Genomic DNA, 22,548 nt, shown 5'->3' with positions numbered 1-22,548 from the left:
CGGATGTCTTGATGTCGCGGGGCAAATCCGCTCCTACAGGAGAGTCTAGCGCTCGGTGCCCAGCTGGTCCTGCATCAGGATCGCCCGGGCGATGTCTTCATCGGTGGCTTGCAGGCCAGGATTTTGTTCTCGCACACGCTGCAACATGGACTCCAGGTAGACCCCACGAATGGCGCCGCCGCTGGCGATGAACGACGAGGCATCGTCACGGGCCGGAATGATCCGTTTGTCGTCCTTGAAGGTGGAGTACAGCGAGGCAGATACCCCTGCCGAGGTGGCGACATCACCGGCATCGACATCGGCCAGGGCCGCGCCGAAGGGCAGGCAGAGAACAAGGGAAGAAGCGATCAGTAGACGACGCATGGTGGTGCCTCCGGAAATAGAGTCCCTACGTCAAATAGGATACTCCTCTCCCGGCAGTAGTTCCCTGCTACTGCACCGGCAGGAAATTCATCAGCAACAGACTTTGCGCATAGTTCAGGCCGATGCGCCGATACCGCTCATCGAGCATCTGCGCCAGCAGGTCGAGGCGCGCCACGATCTTGCCGAACTCAACGGCGAAGCTGAGATTGCTGCCTTCTTCGGTCATTTCGTTGGAAAACAGCAACAGGACGCCGTTTTCATCCTGGCGCTGGCTGAGCATCCAGGTGGCCTTTTCGATGTTGCGCGCCGCGTTGCTGACGAACAGCGGGTTGATGGTGTCGGTCATGAAGAACTCGCTGCGCCCGCCATGGGCGGTCACCAGCATGCTGCCGATGGCGTAGATGAACGCCCCGACCCGGTCGCCGCGAAATTCCGGGCTCAAGGCGTAGCTCAAGGCTGCCAGGTCACGCCGCTCGCCCAGTTGCGGCAGTGTCTGGCGCTGCTCGATGGCCTGGCGTATCTGCCGTTCGGCGGTAGTGGCATCGACAAACCCCGACTGGCGCCACTGGTTGGGGTTGCGCAGGTACAACTTGTTCATCAGCAGGTAGAGGCTGCGCAGGTTGTCGCGCATCGCCAGGGTCGCCATGCGGTCGACGCTGGTCTGGAACAACTCCTGGGGATTGCCCTGGCTGAATTGGTTGGCGATGTCGCGACCCTGCTGCGGGCTGCAGGCGCTGGCACACATGATCAAGGCACCGGCCAGCAACGGCTGGCACAGCACTCGCAGGGAACGAACAGGGGCAGTCTCGACCATCGGCACCGGGTCTGGATTCTGGCGCGGCGCCGGGGATCGGCGCCGACTGGCCATGAATAGAGCCACGAATCGCTAAAAAGTGCCTCAAGGCGCCTGCCAGCGGCCTCCTGCCGACTCGCAATCCTTGCGCGCCTGTTGCAGATGGGCGGTGGCGTAGTAGTACGTGACCACCTGGGCCCCCTCGGGGATGGCCAGGGTATCGCGCTCCGGCGCCTTGCTGGTGGAGTGCGGGTTGGCCAGGCTTTCCTGGGTGAGGGTCGCGGTGCAGCGGCCCGCCGAGTTGTCCTGGCAGGCCTGCACCCGGCGCTTCTGGGTGCTGAGCATCTCCTTGCTCTCGTTGCTGCACGACCAGTCGATGGCGTCTTCCGGCATGCCGGTGAATTGATAGCAGGTGTGGGATTCGACGCTGGGTACCGAGGGGCTCTGCGAGCGGGTCTGCACGTCGCAGGCCGCGCCGAGGCTGGCGCCACTGCCGAGCATGGCGACGGTGAAGAGAATCGCGTGGATGTTCATGGCCTTGTACCTGTCAGGCTACCGCTATCAGTTATGAGCATTCCAGGGCCGCACCGGTTCAGCTTTTTCGATTGAACTCGCTCCCACTCAAGGATTCACAAGCCCATAGTCCCGCCCATTTGCACACCCAGGAGAAAACGGATGAAGGCGACACAGGCTCGCATGCACATCGGGATCTCGGGTTGGCGCTACGGCCCCTGGCGCGGGGTGTTCTATCCCGAAGGGTTGCGCCAGCAGGATGAACTGAGCTTCGCTTCGCGGGCGGTGAACAGTATCGAGATAAACGGCACCTTTTATGCGCTGCAGCGGCCCGAGCGCTTTGCCCAATGGGCTGCCGACACGCCCGAGGGTTTTGTGTTCAGCGTCAAGGCGCCCCGCTACATCACCCATATGCGGCGCCTGCGCGACATCGCCGAGCCGTTGGCCAACTTCTACGCCAGTGGCCCCCTGATGCTCGGCGCCAAGCTGGGGCCGACGCTCTGGCAGTTCCCGCCGAGCATGAAGTTCGACCCGGCCCTGTTCGATGACTTCCTGGCCCAGCTCCCGCGCACCGCCGCCCAGGCGGGCAAGCTTGCGCAACAGTCGCCGCGCCTGACGCCCCCCGACAATGTGCCCGCCTCCCCCGGCCAGGCCTTGCGCCATGCAGTGGAGATTCGTCACCCAAGTTTTGTCACGCCCGAGTTCGTCGCGTTGCTGCGCCGTCATGACGTGGCCCTGGTAGTCGCCGACACGGCCGGCAAATGGCCCCAGGTCGAGGATGTGACCAGCACGTTCATCTATCTGCGCCTGCACGGCGACAAGCAGCTCTACCGCAGCGGCTACAGCGATCCGGCGCTGCAGCGCTGGTACAAGCGCATCCTGGCCTGGAGGCGCGGCGCCCAGCCCGGCGGTGCGCAGCTGATCGATAAGGACACCCGCCCCCCGGCTGCCAGCACGCGGGACGTGTATTGCTATTTCGACAACGACATCAAGGTGCACGCGCCTTTCGATGCCCGCCGCTTGCTGGCCATGCTCAAACTGGACAAATCACTGCAAACCACGCCGGGAGGTTGAACCCACGCCTGCCTCGCCCCTCGAACGTACAAGGCCGCACGCCGTTGTGCGGGCACGCGGGGTGGCACCATGAGCTTCATTGTGTGGATGGCCGTGCTGGGCATGGTGCTGCTGACCCTGGCCCTGACCGCCTCGTACTTGCGCTGGTTGCCGGTGACAACCTCGGCAGTCTGCCTGGGCCTGGGTGTGGCCATCGGGCCGTCGGGCCTTGGCCTGTTGCAGTTGGATGTGATCGAGGCCGCGCCCTGGATGGAACACCTGACCGAAGTGGCCCTGCTGTTTTCCCTGTTTGTCAGCGGCCTGAAACTACGCCTGGTATTCAGCCGGCGCATGTGGCGCGTGGTGGTGGGGCTGGCGGGACCCTTGATGCTGCTGAGCATTGCCGGCCTGAGCCTGTTGCTGCACCTGTGGTTGCAGTTTTCCTGGGGATTGTCGCTCCTGGTGGCGGCCATTCTCGCCCCCACCGATCCGGTGCTGGCCTCATTGGTGCAGGTGAGCGATGCCAAGGACCAGGATGCCATGCGCTTTGGCCTTTCCGGTGAAGCCGGGCTCAATGACGGCGTGGCCTTTCCCTTCGTGCTGCTGGGGCTGCTGCTGATCGCCCAGGCACAGCCGGATGCCGACGCCCTACTGCACTGGACCCTGCACGAGCTGCTGTGGGCGGTGATCGCCGGATTGGCACTGGGCTACGCCATGGGCCAGGGTGTCGGGCGCCTGAGCCTGGCCCTGCGCATCCGCAACGATGACAGCACCTTGTCGCCCAACGACTACCTGGCCCTGGCCTTGATCGCCCTGGCGTATGTCGGTGCGCAACAGATCCAGGCCTATGGATTTCTGGCGGTATTCGCCGCCGGGCTGGGCCTGCGGCGTACCGAGATGAGTTCCAGCGACCATGCCCCGGTGCCGGCCGAACACCTGGTGCAGCCACTGGTCGGGCATCATCAGCTGGAGCCGGAGCAGGCCGTGCACGGCGATACCCGTCACTTGCAGGACAAGCAAGTGGCGGCCGGGGTGATGATGGGTGACATGCTCGCCTTCGGTGGCCTGGTGGAGCGGGCGATGGAGGTGTTCCTGGTGACGCTGCTGGGGATCGTCCTGGCCAGCCACTGGGACTGGCGAGCCCTTGGCGTGGGCCTGGCGCTGTTCGTGGTGTTGCGCCCGCTGGGCACCCTGCTGCTCCCCTGGGGCACCTTGCTGGACCGCCAGCAACGCCTGCTGGTGGGCTGGTTCGGCATTCGCGGGATCGGCAGTCTCTACTACCTGTTCTACTGCCTCAATCAGGGCCTGGCCCCGGGCCTGGCCACTGCCTGTATCAACCTGACCCTGTCGGTGGTGGCCCTGAGCATCGTGCTTCACGGGCTGAGCACCCAACCGCTGCTGGCGTGCTACCAGAACAGCCGCTAGCCGATCTCGATCCACACCGGCGCATGGTCACTGGCATGGGCTTCGTTGCGTACCCAGGCATGTACCCCGGCGTCCTTCAACTGCGGGGCCAGGACCGGGTTGAGCAACAGGTGATCGATGCGCAGCCCGGAATTTTTCTGCCAGTGCTGCCGAAAGTAGTCCCAGAAGGTGTACACCCGCGCGTCGGGGTACAGGTGGCGTATGGCATCTGTCCAGCCCTGGTCCAGCAAGCGCTGGTAGCAGGCACGGCTTTCAGGCTGGAGTAGCGCGTCCTTGAGCCACGACCTGGGGTTGTAGATGTCGAAGTCGGTGGGCACCACGTTGTAGTCACCCGCCAGCACCACCGGCAACTCGCTGGCCTGCAATGTCGCAGCGTGGGCGATCAGGGCTTCGAACCAGGCCAGCTTGTAGTCGAACTTTGGGCCTGGTTGCGGGTTGCCGTTGGGCAGGTACAGGCAGCCGACCAGCAGACCATGCACTGCTGCCTCCAGGTAGCGGCTCTGGCTGTCCTCGATGCCGGGCAGCCCGCGCCGGCTTTCCAGCGGCTGGGCATCCAGCGCCAGGATGGCCACGCCGTTCCAGGAGGCTTGGCCGTGGTGCAACGTGCCGTAGCCCAAGGCCTCGAACTCGGCGGCGGGGAAGCTTGCGTCGGGCGCCTTGAGCTCCTGGAGGCAGACCACGTCGGGGCGCTCGCGCTGCAGCCAGTCGAGCAGGTTGGGCAGCCGCGCGCGCAGGCCGTTGATGTTGAAGGTGGCGATCTTCAAGGGCTTCATCGCTCAGGTATCCGGATCATCGAGCTTTGCCTCCACGGCCTCTTCCAGGGCATTGAAACGGGCCTCGTCGGCCAGCGCCTTGAGCGCCAGCCAGTCGTCCCAGTCGATGGCGCCATCGTCGCGCAAGGCCTCGGCGGTGCGGATCAGCGCCTTGTGATAGAAGTCCGGCGACTCGCGGCGATAGCTTTCATCATCGTATTGCGCGTACCAGGCTTCAAGTTCCGGGATCGAGCGTTCTATGGACATCGCTGCACTCCTCTGCCGGCACCGTTTGTGTCAATCATTGGGCAACGGCATGTCCTTGTCGTCGGGGTATTGCTCTTTGTCGTCGTCGGTATCCGGCGTCTCCCGTGGGGGTTCATCGGTGCCGGGTTCGGGTCTGGGTGGGGTGGAGTTCTCAAGCTGCATGGCGATGGACATAAACACCTCCGCTGGCCAGGTGAAAAACCTTGCCTGTTCTCAATAGGAAAAACCCTGCGCCCGGACGTTCCAAATATTCGCCCAACTAAAGCCCGCCTGCAGGTCGGTGTCAGGACTCGCGCTTGCGCTGCTCCCGGCCCAGCCAGGCTCCGGTCAAACCCCAGACCAGCGCTATCCCGGCACCAATGAACATCGCCAGCGCCGGATGATCCCCGAGCAAGTCCAGCCCGCGCTTGACCCAGCCACTGAGCGCATCGCCGCCACGATAGACGACCGTGTCGGTAAAGTTCTTGGCCTTGTACTTCTGCTCCGGCAACACCACGGTGTAGAGCATTTCGCGCCCGGGCCGTACCAATGCGTACTCACCCACCCGGCGCACCACCATCACCACCACGAACACCGCGAACAGCGGCGCCAGTGCCAACCACAAGAACCCCACCACCATCACCAGCGGTACCGCCACCAGCAGGACCCCGACGCCCAGCTTGCGCGCCAGGTGCCCGGTGATGAACACCTGGGTGAGGATCGACAGGAACTGCACCAGGCTGTCGATCAGGCCGAACACCTGGGTCTGCTCCGTTCGGCTGGTAAAGTGCGTCGCTACCAGCCGCGCCTGTTCGAAGTACAAAAAGGTACTGACACTGGCCAGCAACACCACGAACAAGGCGATGCCCAGCAGGTAGGGCGAACGGAACACCTCGCTGGCCCCGGCAAACGGGTTGCCGCCCAACGGCCGCGACCGGGGCAGCTCGGTGTCTGCCTGCAGTGGGTGCCGGTCGCGGAATCGCTGCAGGTACGCTGCCGCCACGACACTGCCCAGCAAACAGGCGGTGGCCAGCACCACCAGCCCGGCATGGCCGATTACCCCCACCAGCACGGTGCCCAGCAACGGCCCCAGCAGCCCGCCCAGGCTCGCCCCGCCGGCCAGCAGACCGAACAGGCGCTTGGCCTGTTCGCTGGAGAACAGGTCGGCCAGCACGCTCCAGGCCAGGGAAATGGTCAGCAAGTTGAACATCGACAGCCAGATGTAGAACGCCCGGGCACTCCACAGGTTGTCAGGTTGCAGAGCAAACAAGGCGGCGAACACCAACAGGTTGCTGGCCAGGAAACCATAGGTCCAGGGCAGGATGCGCCGGCGTTGCACCTTCGAGGCCAGCCAGCCGAACAGCGGCAATGCGACCAGGGTCAGCACGAAGGTCCCGGTGAACAGCCACTGCAGGTTCTCGACACCGCCGGCCACGCCCATGGTCTCGCGGACCGGGCGCAACATGAAATAGCCGGCGAACAGCAGGAAAAACAGCGCAAGCCCGGCTACCACCATCGGCAGTTCGCCTTCGCGGACATTGAACAGCCGGGTCGTCAGCGCTGTCATGGCCGGTTCGCCTCACGCGAACTGGTCAATCAACTGTTTACACTGGGCAGCGCTGAGCAACGGTCCATGCCCGGCCTTGAGCTGGTCGAGCTGGCGATCCGGGCGGCTGGTGGCGGGGATCACCGTGGTCACCGCCGGGTGGCTGATGGCGAACTTGAGAAACAGTTGCGCCCAGCTGCCCACGCCCAGCTCCACCGCCCAGGGCGGCAGGGGCATTCCCTTGACCTTGGCGAACAGCCGGCCGTCGTCGAACGCTCGGTTGATCAGTACCGCCACGCCCTTGTCCTGTGCCAGCGGCAATACGGTGCGGGCGGCAGCGGGCGAGTTGACCGAATAGTGGATCTGGATGAAGTCCAGCGACTCCTGGCGCAAGATGGTTTCCAGCGTGTCCAGCCCGCTGTCCACGTAATGGGTCACGCCCACATAGCGGGTCAGGCCCTGGGCCTTGAGTTCGCGGGCATAGGGCAACTGGCGCTGCCAGTCGCGCAGGTTGTGGATCTGCAACAGCTCGACTTTGTCGGTGCGCAGGCTGCGCAAGGTGCCGGCCCACTGGGCCTGCGCGGCGGCACGGCTGTCGGCGGCGATCTTGGTGGCCAGGAAGGTCTTGCTGCGCCAGCCGCCCTCCTCCAGCAGTTGGCCGAGCACCGCGTCGGCACCGCCGTAATTGGGCGAGGTGTCGATGACCTGTCCGCCGCCCTCGAAGAACACTTTGAGCACCTTTTTTAGCTGCTGGTACTCGGGCGAGCCGGCCTCTACTTCAAAGCTGCCCGAGGTGCCGGCGCCGATCACCGCCAGCGCCTCACCGCTAGCGGGGATCTTGCGGGTGAGCATGGCGCCACTGGCGTTCTGGGCGAAGGCAAGACCAGGCAAACTCAGGCAACCGACCCCGGCTGCCAGGGCGGCGCTGGCCGCCAGAAAATCGCGACGGGTGGGCATGACGAAGCTCCTGTGCGAAAGACAGCGCAAGAGAAAAAGCTTAGTCCCGTGGGAATAGTTACACCCTGGCAATCGTTACGTCATGTGTAAACAGTGCCGGGAGTACATTTGTACTCCCGGCGCTTCAGGGGGCATTGACCACTACGTAGGTGACGTTGCTGCCCTGGTACTGCGGCTGGAACCAGGTCGATCCGCATTGCAGGTAGGCGGTGTTGTAGCGCATCACCTGCACACAGTCGGCCGGCAACTGCGAGGGCCGGAAAATCGCCCCGACCACCGCCGCCGTGGCTACTACCGTCGCCGTCACCGCGGCGGCAGTGGCGATCGGGTGATAGTCATCGTCATAGCCGTAGCGGCCGCCGCCATCGACATCGATGTCGACGTCGCGGTGGTTGTCGATGTTGACGTTGCGCGTGCCGTTGTTGATATAGGCGCGGTTGCCGGCGTTGACGTGGCGGTTATTGCTGTTGACTTGCCGGTTGGTATTGACCTGCCGGTTGCTGTTGACGCGATTGCCCGAGACATTCTGGCGGGTGTTGATGCGCTGGGCGTGCGGCGCGCCCCTGGGCGGTGCACGGTTCACCGATGCCCGGGCGTGGCCCATGGCGCGGGGCCCGGCATCGGCCTGCGGCATGGGAATCACGGTCAAAAGCGACACACTCAACAGCGACAACAGCACCGTGTACGAGGCGATCCTGAACATGACGGCGCTCCCTTACTCGCTGGCTTTTTTCAATGGAATGGCGACATCGCCCTTACCCGGCGCGAAGGTGAACTTGACGTTCTTGGCGTCGGGCTTGAGGTTCCAGCTGTACACCGCCGAGTATTCAGGCGCGCTGGCTTCGCTGATGGTGGTGATCACCAGTTTGCACGGCAGCGGCTTGTCGGCGCGAGTCAGCCACAGCTGCCAGTCGAGCTCGTCCTGGCGAAACGCCAGGTGGTCGCACAGCTGGCCATTGATGCTCGAGGGGCCGATGTACAGGGCGCTCTTGATGCCGTCGATCTGCGCCTGGTCGCGGCCGAACAGGAACAGGTCTTCAAGGGGAATCTGGATGCCGTAGTAGTTTTCCAGGCGGTGCAGGGTTTCTTCGAGGGTCGGCGGCGCGTCCACCGTGGTGTAGTACTTGAGGTAGGGCGAGTACTGGGTGAGTTGCTTGCCGTTGTAGAAGAACTCGAGGGTTCGCGTGTCACCGTCGCTGCGCGCATACAGGTGGTTGTGGCCGTCCACCTGCAACACATTGAGCGATTCGCTTTTGATCTTCTGCCCCGAGTCCAGCACCGTGTCGCGGGTGGTCTGGGCGGTCACCCTGAAGGCCTTGAGGCTGCGCAGGTGCTCGCCCATGTCGATGACCTTGTCGATCACCTGGGGGTTGCGCACGGTCTGCGTGTCGGGCGTCGGCGTAGCGGGTGCCGGGGTATCTTCGGCCAGGGCAAGCGACGCCGGGGCCGTCAACAACAGGCAAAGAACACAGGTCACTGGCTTCATCTGCGCACTCCGTGCGAGTGGGTCGAGCCAGTTAGGTATAGCCCAAGTTCATCCACCGACCGCAGATGTGGGAAAAATCCGTGGGCTTGTCCGCACGCCGTCTATATTGAGCTAGTCCCCCGTCGGTAGCCTGAGCGCGTACCATGCTGGAAACCGATCAACTGATCATCTGTGAACACTGCGACTGCGTTTACCACAAGGTCCCCCTCGGCAAGCACCAGAAGGCCTTGTGTCTGCGCTGCGGCGCCGTGCTGCAACGCTATAACGGACTGAACCTGCAACAGCGCCTGGCATTGAGCCTCACCGCCGGTGTGCTTTGGATCCTGGCCAACTTCTACCCGGTGATGAGCATTAGCCTGCAGGGTTTCTCCAACAGCGCCACCTTGTGGGACTCGGTGCGTGCCCTGGCCACGGGGCCGATTACCTTCATTGCCCTGGTGGCGGCGATCTCCATCATTATTGCGCCGATGTTCCAGCTGGCATTGCTGATCTGGGTGCTGACCTTCGCCCTTGCCGGCCAGCGCTCCCCGGGGTTCGCCTGGTGCATGCGCTGGCTGGAAACCCTGCGCCCCTGGAGCATGCTCGAAGTCTGCCTGCTCGGCGCCATGGTCGCGGTGTTCAAGCTGGCCGGCCTGCTCGATGTACTGCCCGGTATCGGCCTGTTGGCGCTGGCAGCCCTGAGCCTGCTGATCATCCGCGTGGCCGGCCGCGATATCCGTGACTTGTGGGACGAACTGCCATGAGCCGCCCGCCCCTGGCCAGCGAGCTCAACCTGGTGCTCTGCCACGCTTGCGGCAAGGCCTGCGATACCACCGCCGGGCCCGTGCATGAGTGCCCGCGCTGCGGCGCCCCGGTTCACCAGCGCAAGCCCAATTCGCTGACCCGCACCTGGGCCTACCTGATTGCCGCGCTGGTGTTCTATATACCGGCCAACCTGCTGCCGGTAATGAACACCAAGATGCTCGGCAGCGGTGACGACAGCACCATCATGAGCGGGGTGATCGAGTTCTGGGCCCACGGCGCGTGGGACATTGCCTCGATCATCTTCATCGCCAGTATCGCGGTGCCGGCGACCAAATTCGTCGCCCTGGGCCTGTTGCTGACCACCGTGCAGCGCGGCAGCAACTGGGCGCAGAGGGAGCGCTCCAAGCTCTATCGCTTCGTCGAACTGATCGGCTACTGGTCGATGCTCGATGTAATTGTCGTGGCCCTGGTCGCCGCGCTGGTCAAGTTCCAGGCCCTGGGCGACATCGAACCGCGCCCGGGCATTCTGTTTTTCGGCCTGGTGGTGGTGTTCACCATGCTGGCCGCAATGAGTTTCGACCCCCGAATGATCTGGGAAAGCCGAGAACCCGAGGAGCGCATGGATGAAGTCAGCAGTCACTGAAGAGCCGCCAGTGCCGGGCGCACCGACCGTAAAAACCCGGCGTTTCAGCGTTTCACTGGTGTGGATCGTGCCGATTATCGCGGTGCTGGTGGGTATTTCCCTGGTGGTGCACAACTGGTTGCAGCAAGGCCCGACCATCGAGATCACCTTCAAGACCGGTGAAGGCCTGACCGCCAATAAAACCGAAGTCAAATACCGCAACGTGGTCATCGGCAAGGTCACCACGGTGGAGCTGAGCGATGACCAGAAACACGTGACCGCGACGGTGCAACTGGTCAAGCATGCCGAAAACTTCACCCGCGAGGACTCGACTTTCTGGGTGGTGAGGCCGCGCATCGGTGCCGGCGGCGTATCGGGGATCGACACCCTGTTCTCGGGCGATTTCATCGGTGCCGACGCCGGCAAGGCCGGTGCCCGGGCGAAAACCTTCACCGGGCTTGAAATGCCGCCTCCCATCACTTACGACGAACCGGGCAAACGCTTTACCTTGCATACCAGCGATCTGGGGTCGCTGGGCGTCGGCTCGCCGGTGTACTTTCGAAAAATCCCCGTCGGCCAGGTGGTGTCCTACCAGCTGAGCAAGGATGGCAAGGGCGTGGATGTCGAGGTGTTCGTGCAATCGCCCAACGATGCCTTTGTCACCAACAACACCCGTTTCTGGAATGCCAGCGGCATTGATGTCGAAGCCGGTGCCAATGGCTTTGCCGTGCGCACCGAGTCGCTGTCGTCATTGCTGGTGGGCGGCATCGCCTTTCGCGCCCCGCAGTTCAACCCCGAGGACCAGGTGGCGAGCGAAGACCAGGTGTTCGAGCTGTTCGAGAACGAACAGCTCGCCCTCGCCCCGCCCAACGGCAAGGCGCAATACCTGGCCCTGCGCTTCGACCAGGCGCTGCGCGGCCTGAAAGTCGGCGCCCCGGTGGAGTTCCTCGGCGTGGAGATCGGCAAAGTGGTGTCGGTGAACCTGGATTTCGACCTCAAGCAACGCAGTTTCCCGGTCAATGTCGGTATCGTCATTTACCCGCAACGCCTGGGCAAGGCCCACACCAAGCTGCTCAAGGCGCTCAAGCACAACCCCGACGACGAACAGGGTGCCGCCGAGTTGCTGGGCATGTTCATCGAAAACGGCCTGCGCGCCCAGGCCCGCAGCGGCAACCTGCTGACGGGGCAGTTGTACATCGCCCTGGACTTCGACCCCAAGGCGCCCAAGGTGGCCTTCGACCCGAACGCACGGCCGGTTTCCATTCCCACCGTACCGAGCAGTCTTGAACAGTTGCAGGAAAAATTCGAGGTCATGGTCGACCGTCTCAATCGCCTGCCGATTGAGCGCATCGCCAACAACCTCGACGCCAACCTGGTGGAAATGCGCAAAGGCCTGCAGCAGTTCAACACCCGTACTCTGCCCGGGGTCCAGGGGACCTTGCAGGAAGTCAGCAAGACGCTGCAGTCGGCCAACTCGACCCTGGCCGACGATTCGCCGCAACGCGAGCAACTGACTCAGACCCTCGACGAGTTGGGACGCATGTCGCGCTCCTTGCGTGAACTGGCCGACTACCTGGGCCGCAACCCTGAATCCCTGCTGCGCGGCAGGCCCAAGGATGCCCCGGCTGACACCTTGAAACCGTCGCGCAATTGACCGCAGGAGCACCGAACATGGCGCACGCCACCAAATTCGCATTGCTGGGCCTGACCTTGATGCTGGCAGCTTGTCGCAGCGACCCGATCCACTACCACACCCTGATTCCCCAGCAGCCGGTGCCGGTCAACAGTGTCGATGTGCAGCTCGAACTGATCAGCGTGCCGCCCCAGGTCGACCGCCCGCAGTTGGTGATTCGCCAGAGCAACAGCAGCCTGGCGATCCTGGAGACCGAATGGTGGGGCGCAAGCCTTGCCGACGAATTGCAGAACGCCCTGATCAACCAGTTCTCCGGCAACAGCGCCCAGCCGAGCCTGGCGCTGCGGGTCGACGTGCAACGCTTCGATTCGGTGCCGGGGCAATACGCCCTGTTCGATGCCCGCTGGCGCCTGCGCGCGGCCGGCGGCAGCGACGCCGGCGCCCTGAACTGCCGCAGCGTGCTGCAGACCCCGGCCGGCGGCACCATCGAGGAACTGGTGGTGGCCCATCAACAGAACATCAAGCGCTTTACCGAGCAGGTCAGCCAGGCGGCTCGTGGTGGCGCCAGGCGCTGTCCGGCGTTGTAATCATCGCGGGGCAAGCTCGCTCCCACTTTCCCGCGACTCAACCCTCCTATGGCATCAAGTAAGGAATCTCTCATGGCCGACCATCGACCGATACAGTTTGGCAATGGCAGGGAACTGCTGGATGTATTGATTCGCGCCGGGTTGATCGCGGTACTGGTGATGTTCTGCTTCGATATCTTCAAGCCGTTCCTGAGCCTGATGCTGTGGGCGATGATCCTGGCCATCACCCTGTACCCGGTCAACCAGCGCCTGGGCGGTTGGCTCGGCGGTCGCAATGGCCTCGCCGCGGTATTGCTGGTGATCGTCGGCCTGGCCTGCCTGATCGGCCCATTGAGCCTGTTGGGCACCTCGATCGCCCAGTCGGTGCACATGGGCATCCAGGGCTTCGAGGACCAAGCGGTCGAAATCCCCCCGCCGCCTGCAAACGTGCGCGACTGGCCCCTGATCGGCGCCCCGCTGTTCGGCATCTGGGAACATGCCAGCACCGACCTGAGCTGGGCGCTGTCACAAGTGGCGCCGCACCTCAAGGGCGTGAGCAAGACCTTGCTGACCCAGCTGGCGGGTATCGGCTCGGGCATCCTGGTGTTCGTGCTGGCCCTGATCATCGCCGGCATCATCATGGCCAAGGGCGAAGCCGGCCATCGCACCGGGGTGGCCATTGCCACGCGCATTTCCGGGCCTGAACGCGGACCACAGCTGGCCGAGTTGTGCACCTCGACGATTCGCGCCGTGGCCCAGGGCGTGGTGGGCATCGCCTTCATCCAGATGATTCTGGTGGGCATCGGCCTGGTGATCATGGGCGTCCCGGCCGCCGGGGTACTGGCCTTGCTGGTACTGCTGCTGGGCATCACCCAGTTGCCGGTGCTGCTGATCACCCTGCCGATCGTGATCTACGTCTTCGCCCATGACGGCGTGGGCGCCAGCACCGTGATCTTTGCCCTCTGGACCATTCTGGCCGGGCTTTCCGACAACGTCCTCAAGCCCTTGCTGCTGGGCCGCGGGGTCGCCGTGCCAATGCCGGTGGTACTGATCGGCGCCCTGGGCGGCATGCTCACCAACGGCATCATCGGCTTGTTCATCGGCCCGGTGCTGCTGGCGGTCGGGTACGAGCTGTTCATGACCTGGGTGGCACAGCCCCTGGCAGCAGACCGGCCGGCCCCGGCACCGCCGAAGGAGGAACCTTAGCCGGTCTCAGTGGAACGGAAAGATGTAGTTCATCCAGGCGGCCATGCGCAAAAGGATCTTGCGCATCGCCGCAATGTGATGAAAGTGCTGGCTGTAGAGCGCCGCCTGCCCATATGCGCCACCAGGCATCTGCGCTTTGTACTGGGCAAACTCCGGATCCGTGATCTCGATGATCACCGGTACCCGTCCTGCCGGCGGCGAGCCGGTAAACCCGATCAGGTTGCCCGACGGCTGCACCTGCCCCTCGGCAATGACCGCAATCACATTCTTCACCCGGCCCTTGAACACCTTCCCGGGAATGCCGTCGAACGCCACCTCCGCTTCATCACCAGGCACCAGCCGCAATAGGCTGTTCTGCCGCATCCAGGCGGCAAAATACTGCCCCTCCTCGGGAATGAACACCATCGAAGGCCGCAGCGGCAACTTGCTTGCCATCATCCCCCGGCGCAGCGATACATGCGTCACATAGCCCTTGCTCGGGGCACGCACCACGGTGTTGTCGAGTTCGAACTGGGCATTGTCGATCTGCGCCTGCAAATCATCGACCCGGGCAATGGCGGCTTCCTGCTCGCGCCGCGTACCGAAGTTGCGCTTGATCAACTCATTGATCCGGTACAGGTCGCCCTTGGCCGACAACTGCTGGGCCTTGAGCGAGGCCAGCCGGTACTTGAACGGTGCAGGGTCGATGCGAAACAGCACGTCGCCCTCCTCCAGCGGCTGGTTGCCCTTGACCGGCACATCGATCACCTTGCCGGTGACTACCGGAATCACCGGCACCGAGACAAAATAGGAGCGCGCCACCTCCGAGTAGGGATGGTTGTAGTTCATGGTAAAGATCAGTGCGCCGATGATCAGCACGCCACCGAGCACCGCCGTGGGCACCGTCCATTTGTTCAGGGGAATACGAAACAGCTTGAAGATCGCCACGCAGATCGCGGCATAGGTGAGGATCAGCAGCAGGTCCATGGCCTAGATACCTCCGCCCGACTCGACATTGGCATCCCTGGCACGGGCCTGGGCCGCTTCCAGCTGAGAGACCCGTTGCTGCAGCGCCTCTACCTCTCGCTGCAGATCGGCTGCCGAAGGCTGTGCGCTGCCCGCGCCGATTCCCCATCCGCGATCCTCGCGGTAAAGCATGGCCCAGATCCATAAGAACGGCCAAAGCGCATGCAGGGTGAACAGGCTGACCCAGCCCGTGGCATGGATGGCATCCTGGTGCGGATGATTGCGGTGAACGGCGATTTCGTAGGGGATGTCGTGAAGCACGATGATGCCGTAGAACATCACCAGGCCGACGAAGATCAACAGACCTAATGCGAAGTAATCAAGCATGGCTGCTCCAGCTCGCACGGGCATGGGTGCGATGGATTCAGTCTAGCCAATGAACACTGGCATACCGGGCGATTTATCCGCCCTGTTCAGCCGTCGCCTGCACCCGGCGCGCCTCGAGCAATTCAACGAAACTCGACAGGCTGCGGGACACCGTGCCCCGCCGCCATACCAGCCAGGTATCGAGGTAGCGAAAGTCTTCGCACAGCGGCCAGACACTCACCGTGGCGCAACCCGGCATGCTTTGCAGCATGCTGCGCGGCATCAGTGCCAGGCCGGCGCCGGCGCTCACGCAGGCGAGCATGCCGTGGTAGGACTCCATCTCGTAGATCTTGCCCGGCACAGCGGCATCGGTGCTGAACCAGCGCTCGAAATGGTGACGGTAGGAACAGTTGGCGCGAAAGGCGTAGATGTTTTCGCCGTTGACATCCTGGGCGCGGCTGATCGGCCCGTGATTGAGCGGTGCGATCAGCACCATCTCTTCTTCGAACACCGGTACACCGTCCAGGGTCGGGTGCAGCACCGGCCCATCGACGAAGGCCGCTACCAGGCGCCCGGCCAGCACGCCTTCGATCATCGCCCCGGACGGCCCGGTGGAAAGGTCCAGCTCGACCTTGCTGTACTGCTGATTGTAGGCGGCCAGCAGCGCCGGAATGCGCACCGCCGCCGTGCTTTCCAGCGAGCCCAGGGCAAACGGCCCCTGAGGCTCTTCGCCCGCCACGGTCAGGCGCGCCTGCTCCACCAGGGCGAGGATGCGCCGGGTGTAATCGAGAAAGGTCCAACCGGCTGGCGATAGCCGCAGGCGGCTTTTTTCGCGGATGAACAGCTCGACACCGAGGTCGGTCTCCAATTGCTTGATACGTGTGGTCAGGTTCGACGGCACGCGATGGATATGCTGGGCGGCAACGCTGATGCTGCCGTGTTCGGCCACGGCCTTGAAGATTTCCAGCTGGACCAGATCCACAGCATTCTCCTTTCATGAATGAAAGGCTCATTATTATTCAGTTTCCACAAGCTGCGCATCCCCCTACGCTGGCGGCATTCCCTAACACCTGCAGGACTGTGCCATGACCGCGTTTTCCCACCAGACCCATGCCGTCTCCACCAACCCCGCGACCGGCGAGGCCATCGGCCATTACCCCTACCAATCCTCCGCGGCCCTGGATGCTGCCCTGGATCGCGCCGCTGCAGGCTTCGCCCTGTGGCGCCGCACCGAGGTGGGCGAGCGCGCGCGACTGATCCTTGCCCTGGCCAGCGCCATTCGTGAAAACGCCCCGGCCATGGCCCGCATGATCACGCTGGAGATGGGCAAGCCGCTGGCCCAGGCCCGTGGCGAAGTGGAGAAATGCGCGCAACTGTGCAAGTGGTACGCCGCCCAGGGCCCGGGCATGCTCAGCGCCGAGTCGACCCTGGTGGACAACGGCACCGCGCGCATCGAGTACCGCCCGCTGGGCCCGATCCTCGCGGTGATGCCGTGGAACTTTCCGGTCTGGCAGGTACTGCGTGGTGCGGTGCCGGCGCTGATCGCCGGCAACACCTACGTGCTCAAGCACGCCCCGAATGTGATGGGCAGTGCCTACCTGCTGCTCGAGGTGATCAAGCAGGCCGGCTTGCCTGAAGGAGTGTTCGAGGTCATCAACGTCACCCCGCAAGGCGTCTCCCAGGCCATCAAGGATCCACGCATCGCCGCCGTGACCCTGACCGGCAGCGTGCGTGCCGGCATGGCCATTGGCGCCCAGGCGGGCGCCGCCCTGAAAAAATGCGTGCTGGAGCTGGGCGGCTCCGATCCGTTCATCGTGCTCAATGATGCCGACCTCGACGAAGCGGTCAGGGCCGCGGTGATCGGCCGCTACGCAAACACCGGCCAGGTCTGCGCCGCCGCCAAGCGCCTGATCGTCGAGCAAGGTGTGGTACAGGCGTTCACCGAGAAGTTCGTCGAAGCGACTCGCCAACTGGTGATGGGCGATCCGCTTGACGAACAGACCTACCTGGGCCCGATGGCGCGCTTTGACCTGCGCGACGAGCTCGACGAGCAAGTCCAGGCAACCCTGGCCGAAGGGGCCACCCTGCTGCTGGGCGGCCGCAAGGCCGACGGTGTGGGCAACTACTATGCGCCCACGGTGCTGGCCGATGTCACCGACCAGATGACCTCGTTCCGCCAGGAGCTGTTCGGGCCGGTAGCCTCGATCATCACCGCACGCGATGCCCGCCACGCCCTGGAGCTGGCCAACGACAGCGAGTTCGGCCTGGCCTCGACGATCTACACCCGGGACCTGGAACTGGCTGCGCAACTGACCAACGAGCTGGACACCGGCGGTGTATTCGTCAACGGCATCTGCGCCTCCGACCCCCGGGTGACCTTCGGTGGCGTCAAGAAGAGCGGTTTTGGCCGCGAGCTCTCCCACTTTGGCGTGCGCGAGTTCTGCAACGCCCAGACCGTGTGGCTCGACCGCCGCGGCTGAGGCGCCTTGGCCGGGGTGCAGGTCAGGATCAGGTCGGCAGCCGTCTCGCCGACCACCCTGGCCTGACACGCAGCACGCAGCACGCAGCGGCGCGGCCTCGACCGCTGGTCAGATTGACCGCGGCCTCGCCCCGAAACCCATGCTGGCAATGGACTAGACTCAAGCTCGGGGGCTGGCAATGCCACACAACCGGAGGTGCACCATGAGCCAGTACCAACGCCTTTTCCTGATGGTCGGATCAGATCTGTGTCATACCCCAGCCATGGAGCGCGCCGCGGCGCTTGCCCGCGCCACCGGCGCTACCCTGCATATCACTGCCTTCATCGAGGAGGTCGACACTCTCGGCCTGATGAGCGGCGACGAGCAGCGGTTGCAGACCCTGGTCAGCGACAACCGCCAATGGCTGGCCGACGAAGCCACCTTGCTGCATGAAAACGGCATCCGGGTCAGCACCGATGTCATGCTCACCCGCGACGTTCTCCAGGCCGTGCTCACCCAAGTGGTCGAGATCGGTCCCGACCTGCTGATCAAGGATGTCCACCATCAATCGGCGCTCAAACGGCTGATGAACACCCCGCTGGACTGGGAGCTGCTGCGCGAGTGCCCGTGCCCGGTGCACCTGGTGAGTGCGGTACATTGCCCGCTGCCACGAATCGTCGTGGCCGCCGTTGACCCCACCCACCCCGAACACCCCTACAGCGACCTCAACGAAACCGTCATCAAGGCGGCCGCCGATCTCGCCCAACAGTGCAATGCCGAACTGCACCTGTTGCACGTGTGCGACAGCGCTCACACCCATATGTCCGACTTCGGTGCCGGTACGGTCACCATGCCGGGATTCGGCAGCGACGTGCGCAAGTCGATCCACAAGGCCTTCGATCACTTGGCCGAACGTCACGCGATACCGCCGGAGCGCCTGCATTTCCTGTCGGCACCGATCACCCGCAGCATTGCCGAATTCGTCGCCCACAGCCGCACCGACGTGCTGGTGATGGGCAACCACACCCGTACGCTGATGGAACGCATGACCGGGAGCACCACCGAGCATGTGGTCGACCACCCGCTGTGCAATGTACTGGCGATCAGGGCCCAGGCCTGAGGCTCAGTCGTATTCCGCCTCGGCATGTTCGCCCAGCAAGCGCCGTTGACGGGCCGTGGCGGCTGCCAGCACCGCCGGGTTGTACTGCCAGTGCAGGTACGGCGAGAACTTCTGCGCCACCATGCGCCGGCCGTAGTGCACCTGCAGCATCGACCGGCACAAAATGCTCTGCGCCGCCTGGCCCTGCCACTTTAACCTCGGACGCCCCGGTTTCCCGATGAGCCCAAAGACTTACCAGGTGAGATTCTTTACGGAGCCTCCGTCAGATCTAGTTCGAGATATTTCTCACAGACCATCAGAAACGCCCTACAGCACACCTGGAGTCCTTGTAAGTAGGATATTTGGCTGACTAGCTGACTAAAAGGAGTTTCACATATGGCTAACCACGGTTACATGACCATTACCGGCAAGGCTCGAGGACTAACTTCGGCGGGTTGCTCAACCCAAGACTCTATTGGCAACAAGTGCCAGGCAGGGCATGCAGACGAAATCAAGCAGAGAGAAAATAACTTGTTCGATTAGTTCCTACCGAACTTCTTCATTTGGCCTTCAGGAAAAATTCTACACCGTCGAACTGAAGGGCGGCATCATTGCAGATCTGACGGCTGAGATGCCCCATGTTATTTTCCAAAATGACGCCGAACCTCAAGAGCATCTTGCTATTCGCTACCGTGAAATCACCTGGACGCACCATTCGAACAGGAAAGCAGCTCTATCAAGAGACTGAAAAATGATTGCGTGGACTTTCCCTGCATTGGCCGCCTGTGGCATTTTTGTCGCCTACCTCTTAAAGATGCGCCTATCTGGCAGCAAATTAAATCACGTCAAACTCTATGCCTGCCTACTGTTCAATGGGCTATTTGTTGTGCCTTATATAGACATTCTTCAAAATAATGATTTTCTATTCTTAGGGCATCGACCAGAGACAACCTCAGAACACCCACACATTGGCTGGATTGCTTTTATCTGCATTTTTATACATTTATTTGCACTTCCTGTTAAACGGGACATTAGATGGTGGTTTTCGCGAAAGTAAACTCACACCTTCCAGGTCGTCGTACTGGCGATCAGGGCCCAGGCCTGAGGCTCAGTCGTATTCTGCCTCGGCATGTTCACCCAGCAAGCGCCGTTGACGGGCCGTGGCGGCTGCCAGCACCGCCGGGTTGTACTGCCAGTGCAGGTACGGCGAGAACTTCTGCGCCACCATGCGCCGGCCGTAGTGCACCTGCAGCATCGACCGGCAGCGATCGGGGGTGCGGTTGTCGCTGCCGCCATGCCATAGCTCGCTGCGAAACATCAACGCATCGCCTGCCCGGCACAAAATGCTCTGCGCCGCCTGGCCCCGCCACTGCTGTTCGCCCGGCAGCGGCTTGCGCCCTGCCCTGTGGCTGCCGGCCAGCACCCGAGTGGGACACAGGTCGGCATCGACATCGTCCAGGTAGCACTGCAGCGTACACACCTGCATGGGCAGCTCGAAACCAGGATCGGCCAGCAGCTTTGGCGGCAACGCCATGACCAGGTAATCCAGGTGCAGGGGCATGCCCAGGCAGCCAGGATGGCTGCGCCAGGCGGTCTGGCCGATGATGTGGCAATCCTCGCCCAGGGCCGCTTCGGCCAACTCGATCACCCCCGGCAGGTCCAGGTACTCCAGCCACAGCGGGTCGCGGTTGAACACGCATTTGTAGTGCTCGACCAGGCCGTTGTAGTCCCAGTGCTGGGGTTCGAGGTTGTCGATTGCCGCTTGCAGCTGTTCGATCTGCGCGCTGCCCAGCACCCTTGGTAACAACACGAAACCGTCACGGTGCAAGGCGCCCAGGGCCGACTGCAGGTCCATGCGCGGTTATTCACGCCAGTGCAGGTTGAGCTTGACCGGCGCGCCGCCATCGATCACCACCTGCTGGCGCTGCTGCTCGCCATTGAGGTTCGCCAGCACCTGGTAATGCCCGTTGGGCAGCTTGGCGTAGAGCATCGGGCCGACGTCCGAGAGGGTCAGTACCGGTTGACCGCCTGCCGACTCGATACGCACTTGCGCACCGCTCTGGTACTTGTTGTCCGGGCCCGATGACAGGGTGAGCTGCAGGTTGTAGCCTCGGATCTGCTGCATGGCCCGGGATTCGTCGATGCCAATGCCGCCCTTGAGGTAGCTGATGCCGTTCTGTTCCTGGGGCTGCAGTTGCACACCGGCAGGGTCGATAGGCGCCTCGTCCAGTGTTTGCGCGGCGGCCAGCGGCGCCACGCCGAGCATGACCAATGCCAGGGCGAGACCGCTCAGAAGGCTGTTCTGATGGCTGTTCATGGCGTGTCCTCCAACACGGATCCAGCCTTTATTATCCGCGCATCAGCGCCTGGGTTGCCCGGGCCTGACGCGCGGCGCGGCCGTCAGCGGTTGGAGCGCATGAAGGTGTCGAACTCAAGGTCGTCCAGGGCCGTGGACAACCGGGCCAGCCCCAGCAGCACGCAGGCCAGCAACGAAAAGGTGAAACCATAGCCGAAGAAGCTTGGCCCCAGGTGCAGGCTGAGCAGGGTCAGGCCGGCGTTGAGCACTACGAACAACAGGCACAGTTCCCGCACGATGGCGCGTTTGTCCAGGTAGAAGAACACGTTGAGGATGGCCATGAACACCACCTGGATACTCACCCCGATCAGGTCGATGTAGAACAGCGGCAGGTAGTAGCTGGAGATCCCGAGCCAGGCCAGCAGGCGCGGGCCGAACAGGAACAACAGCACCACGGTGAGACCCTGGACCTTGCAGATTTCCAGCAGGCCCTGGCGGATCGAGTAAGTCATCTCGACCTTGAGCTGGCTGATGTGCTGCAGGGTTTCGCCTTCCCGCACGGCGCGGAACAGGCGGTCGTACCACTCGGCAAAATCCGTCTCGATACGCACCAGGAAGACCGCCATGCCCGGGATGATCGCCAGGTACGCCAGGAAGATCGGCAAGTCGTAGAGGATCGAGGCGCGCAACGGACCAATCACCTGGCTGGAGGTGTAGGGGTTGAACCAGAAGATGAACTTGTCGATCCAGATTCCCAGGTTGTAGCAGAAGCCTGTGAGCAGCAGGCTGATGAACACCTTGCGCCGGTCGAGGAAATCAAACGCCACCAGCTTCTCGGCACGGTATTCGCGCAGGATGTCGAACAGGAACAGGAACAGCAGTGTGCTGTGGCCCAGCAGCAATGCCAGCAGCAGCCCTTCCATCTGCAGGTAGCGCAACCAGAAGGCGCTGCCGACCATCAACGAATAGCCCAGCAGCATCACCAGCAGGATCCGGTTGTAGGCCTTCATTCCCGACAGGAAGATGATCACCAGCCACAGGTTGCACAGCACCACGAAGTTGGCCAGCACCAACAGGCGGTAGATCAGCGGCTCATCGAACAAGGTCGCCAGTAGCACGATGCCCAGTAACCCCGAGCCCACCGTGACCAACAGCAGAATCCCCAGGAGGTTCGGCAGGATCTGGTCATAGTTGCGTTCGAACAGGCGGTCGGATACGAAGCGGGTGAAAAACAGCTGCAGGCCGCCGGTGAGGATCAGTGAGGTGGCCATCAGGTAGGTCACCGTGATCAGGAACTGGCGAATGAGCGTCTCGGGTATCACCAGCCCCAGGCTGATCACCCCCACCAGCATCACGCTCAGGATCGACAGTACCCACGGGCCGGAGCTGATCAGCCCGGCATAGACATAGGCATGCAAGGTCGAGGTGTAGGAGTCGCGCGAAAGAATCTTGCGCAGTTCGAAGCCGATGCCGGCCAT

At 63.1% G+C, this 22,548-nt stretch carries 25 protein-coding genes and 2 pseudogenes; 10 read left to right on the top strand and 17 right to left on the bottom strand.

Features of this window, described 5'->3' with window-relative positions:
* Positions 1-45 precede the first annotated feature (45 nt).
* From NPS58_RS12110 to NPS58_RS12100, 3 genes are all read right to left on the bottom strand, one after another.
* Positions 46-363, bottom strand: a complete 318-nt coding sequence (locus tag NPS58_RS12110) for a DUF2388 domain-containing protein (RefSeq protein WP_274115587.1) — start codon at positions 361-363, stop codon at positions 46-48.
* A gap of 67 nt (positions 364-430) precedes the next feature.
* Positions 431-1,177 (bottom strand): hypothetical protein, encoded by a 747-nt coding sequence (locus NPS58_RS12105; protein ID WP_274116531.1) that lies wholly within the window; start codon positions 1,175-1,177, stop codon positions 431-433.
* An 84-nt stretch (positions 1,178-1,261) separates the two neighbouring features.
* The gene (locus NPS58_RS12100) at positions 1,262-1,690 is read right to left on the bottom strand and encodes a hypothetical protein (protein WP_274115586.1); all 429 of its coding nucleotides are present in this window, start codon (positions 1,688-1,690) and stop codon (positions 1,262-1,264) included.
* A gap of 141 nt (positions 1,691-1,831) precedes the next feature.
* On the opposite strand from NPS58_RS12100, the gene NPS58_RS12095 reads away from it, so the two are divergent.
* Both NPS58_RS12095 and NPS58_RS12090 read left to right on the top strand, forming a co-directional pair.
* Entirely contained in the window at positions 1,832-2,743 is a 912-nt protein-coding gene (locus NPS58_RS12095) for a DUF72 domain-containing protein (RefSeq protein WP_274115585.1), read from the top strand.
* 69 nt (positions 2,744-2,812) lie between these two features.
* Positions 2,813-4,147, top strand: a complete 1,335-nt coding sequence (locus tag NPS58_RS12090) for a cation:proton antiporter (RefSeq protein ID WP_274115584.1) — start codon at positions 2,813-2,815, stop codon at positions 4,145-4,147.
* Here NPS58_RS12090 and NPS58_RS12085 read toward each other — a convergent pair.
* The 7 genes from NPS58_RS12085 to NPS58_RS12055 all read right to left on the bottom strand — a co-directional run bounded on the left by NPS58_RS12085 (position 4,144) and on the right by NPS58_RS12055 (position 9,134).
* Entirely contained in the window at positions 4,144-4,920 is a 777-nt protein-coding gene (locus NPS58_RS12085) for an exodeoxyribonuclease III (RefSeq protein ID WP_274115583.1), read from the bottom strand. The genes NPS58_RS12090 and NPS58_RS12085 overlap by 4 nt on opposite strands.
* A 3-nt stretch (positions 4,921-4,923) precedes the next feature.
* Entirely contained in the window at positions 4,924-5,166 is a 243-nt protein-coding gene (locus NPS58_RS12080) for a hypothetical protein (protein ID WP_274115582.1), read from the bottom strand.
* Positions 5,167-5,196: 30 nt separating this feature from the next.
* Positions 5,197-5,340, bottom strand: a complete 144-nt coding sequence (locus tag NPS58_RS12075) for a hypothetical protein (RefSeq protein ID WP_274115581.1) — start codon at positions 5,338-5,340, stop codon at positions 5,197-5,199.
* Between the two features lie 109 nt (positions 5,341-5,449).
* Entirely contained in the window at positions 5,450-6,712 is a 1,263-nt protein-coding gene (locus NPS58_RS12070; RefSeq protein ID WP_274115580.1) for an NTP/NDP exchange transporter, read from the bottom strand.
* 12 nt (positions 6,713-6,724) lie between these two features.
* A complete protein-coding gene (locus NPS58_RS12065; RefSeq protein WP_274115579.1) occupies positions 6,725-7,648 on the bottom strand; it encodes an aldo/keto reductase in 924 nt (307 codons plus the stop codon).
* Between the two features lie 124 nt (positions 7,649-7,772).
* Positions 7,773-8,351, bottom strand: coding sequence for a hypothetical protein (locus NPS58_RS12060; protein WP_274115578.1), 579 nt, complete (start codon positions 8,349-8,351; stop codon positions 7,773-7,775).
* A 12-nt stretch (positions 8,352-8,363) separates the two neighbouring features.
* Positions 8,364-9,134, bottom strand: a complete 771-nt coding sequence (locus NPS58_RS12055; protein ID WP_274115577.1) for a DUF2092 domain-containing protein — start codon at positions 9,132-9,134, stop codon at positions 8,364-8,366.
* Positions 9,135-9,277: 143 nt separating this feature from the next.
* On the opposite strand from NPS58_RS12055, the gene NPS58_RS12050 reads away from it, so the two are divergent.
* The 5 genes from NPS58_RS12050 (at position 9,278) to NPS58_RS12030 (ending at position 13,905) form a co-directional block, all read left to right on the top strand.
* Complete coding sequence (locus NPS58_RS12050) at positions 9,278-9,877, top strand: paraquat-inducible protein A (protein WP_274115576.1); 600 nt, start codon at positions 9,278-9,280, stop codon at positions 9,875-9,877.
* Positions 9,874-10,521: a paraquat-inducible protein A gene (locus NPS58_RS12045; protein ID WP_274115575.1), complete on the top strand. Its 648-nt coding sequence runs from the start codon at positions 9,874-9,876 to the stop codon at positions 10,519-10,521. The genes NPS58_RS12050 and NPS58_RS12045 overlap by 4 nt, the downstream gene beginning before the upstream one ends.
* Entirely contained in the window at positions 10,502-12,154 is a 1,653-nt protein-coding gene (locus tag NPS58_RS12040; protein WP_274115574.1) for an intermembrane transport protein PqiB, read from the top strand. The genes NPS58_RS12045 and NPS58_RS12040 overlap by 20 nt, the downstream gene beginning before the upstream one ends.
* A gap of 17 nt (positions 12,155-12,171) precedes the next feature.
* Positions 12,172-12,720, top strand: coding sequence for a PqiC family protein (locus tag NPS58_RS12035; protein WP_274115573.1), 549 nt, complete (start codon positions 12,172-12,174; stop codon positions 12,718-12,720).
* Between the two features lie 72 nt (positions 12,721-12,792).
* Positions 12,793-13,905, top strand: a complete 1,113-nt coding sequence (locus NPS58_RS12030) for an AI-2E family transporter (protein WP_274115572.1) — start codon at positions 12,793-12,795, stop codon at positions 13,903-13,905.
* 6 nt (positions 13,906-13,911) lie between these two features.
* On the opposite strand, the gene NPS58_RS12025 is transcribed toward NPS58_RS12030, so the two are convergent.
* From NPS58_RS12025 to ptrR, 3 genes are all read right to left on the bottom strand, one after another.
* A complete protein-coding gene (locus tag NPS58_RS12025; protein ID WP_274115571.1) occupies positions 13,912-14,871 on the bottom strand; it encodes an HlyD family secretion protein in 960 nt (319 codons plus the stop codon).
* 3 nt (positions 14,872-14,874) lie between these two features.
* A complete protein-coding gene (locus tag NPS58_RS12020; RefSeq protein WP_274115570.1) occupies positions 14,875-15,237 on the bottom strand; it encodes a DUF3302 domain-containing protein in 363 nt (120 codons plus the stop codon).
* Positions 15,238-15,310: 73 nt separating this feature from the next.
* Positions 15,311-16,198 (bottom strand): putrescine utilization regulator PtrR, encoded by an 888-nt coding sequence (ptrR, locus tag NPS58_RS12015; protein WP_274115569.1) that lies wholly within the window; start codon positions 16,196-16,198, stop codon positions 15,311-15,313.
* Positions 16,199-16,301: 103 nt separating this feature from the next.
* Between ptrR and NPS58_RS12010 the strand changes: the two genes are divergently transcribed.
* Together NPS58_RS12010 and NPS58_RS12005 are read left to right on the top strand one after the other, a co-directional pair.
* The gene (locus NPS58_RS12010) at positions 16,302-17,696 is read left to right on the top strand and encodes an aldehyde dehydrogenase family protein (protein WP_274115568.1); all 1,395 of its coding nucleotides are present in this window, start codon (positions 16,302-16,304) and stop codon (positions 17,694-17,696) included.
* Between the two features lie 202 nt (positions 17,697-17,898).
* Complete coding sequence (locus NPS58_RS12005; RefSeq protein WP_274115567.1) at positions 17,899-18,795, top strand: universal stress protein; 897 nt, start codon at positions 17,899-17,901, stop codon at positions 18,793-18,795.
* Positions 18,796-18,798: 3 nt separating this feature from the next.
* On the opposite strand, the pseudogene NPS58_RS12000 reads toward NPS58_RS12005, so the two are convergent.
* Positions 18,799-19,005: pseudogene (locus NPS58_RS12000) on the bottom strand (phytanoyl-CoA dioxygenase family protein); the annotation flags it as partial.
* Between the two features lie 165 nt (positions 19,006-19,170).
* On the opposite strand from NPS58_RS12000, the pseudogene tssD reads away from it, so the two are divergent.
* Positions 19,171-19,522, top strand: a pseudogene (gene tssD / locus NPS58_RS11995) (type VI secretion system tube protein TssD).
* A 360-nt stretch (positions 19,523-19,882) separates the two neighbouring features.
* On the opposite strand, the gene NPS58_RS11990 reads toward tssD, so the two are convergent.
* The 3 genes from NPS58_RS11990 to pelG form a co-directional block, all read right to left on the bottom strand.
* Positions 19,883-20,629, bottom strand: a complete 747-nt coding sequence (locus NPS58_RS11990; RefSeq protein WP_274115566.1) for a phytanoyl-CoA dioxygenase family protein — start codon at positions 20,627-20,629, stop codon at positions 19,883-19,885.
* A 6-nt stretch (positions 20,630-20,635) separates the two neighbouring features.
* Entirely contained in the window at positions 20,636-21,091 is a 456-nt protein-coding gene (locus NPS58_RS11985) for a carboxypeptidase regulatory-like domain-containing protein (RefSeq protein ID WP_274115565.1), read from the bottom strand.
* Between the two features lie 83 nt (positions 21,092-21,174).
* Complete coding sequence (gene pelG / locus NPS58_RS11980) at positions 21,175-22,548, bottom strand: exopolysaccharide Pel transporter PelG (RefSeq protein ID WP_274115564.1); 1,374 nt, start codon at positions 22,546-22,548, stop codon at positions 21,175-21,177.

The organism is Pseudomonas putida, from assembly GCF_028682455.1.
Taxonomy (GTDB): Bacteria; Pseudomonadota; Gammaproteobacteria; order Pseudomonadales; family Pseudomonadaceae; genus Aquipseudomonas; species Aquipseudomonas putida_AA.
Note: the sequence above shows the minus strand (reverse complement) of the source record. Positions and strands in the feature narration are given on the sequence as shown.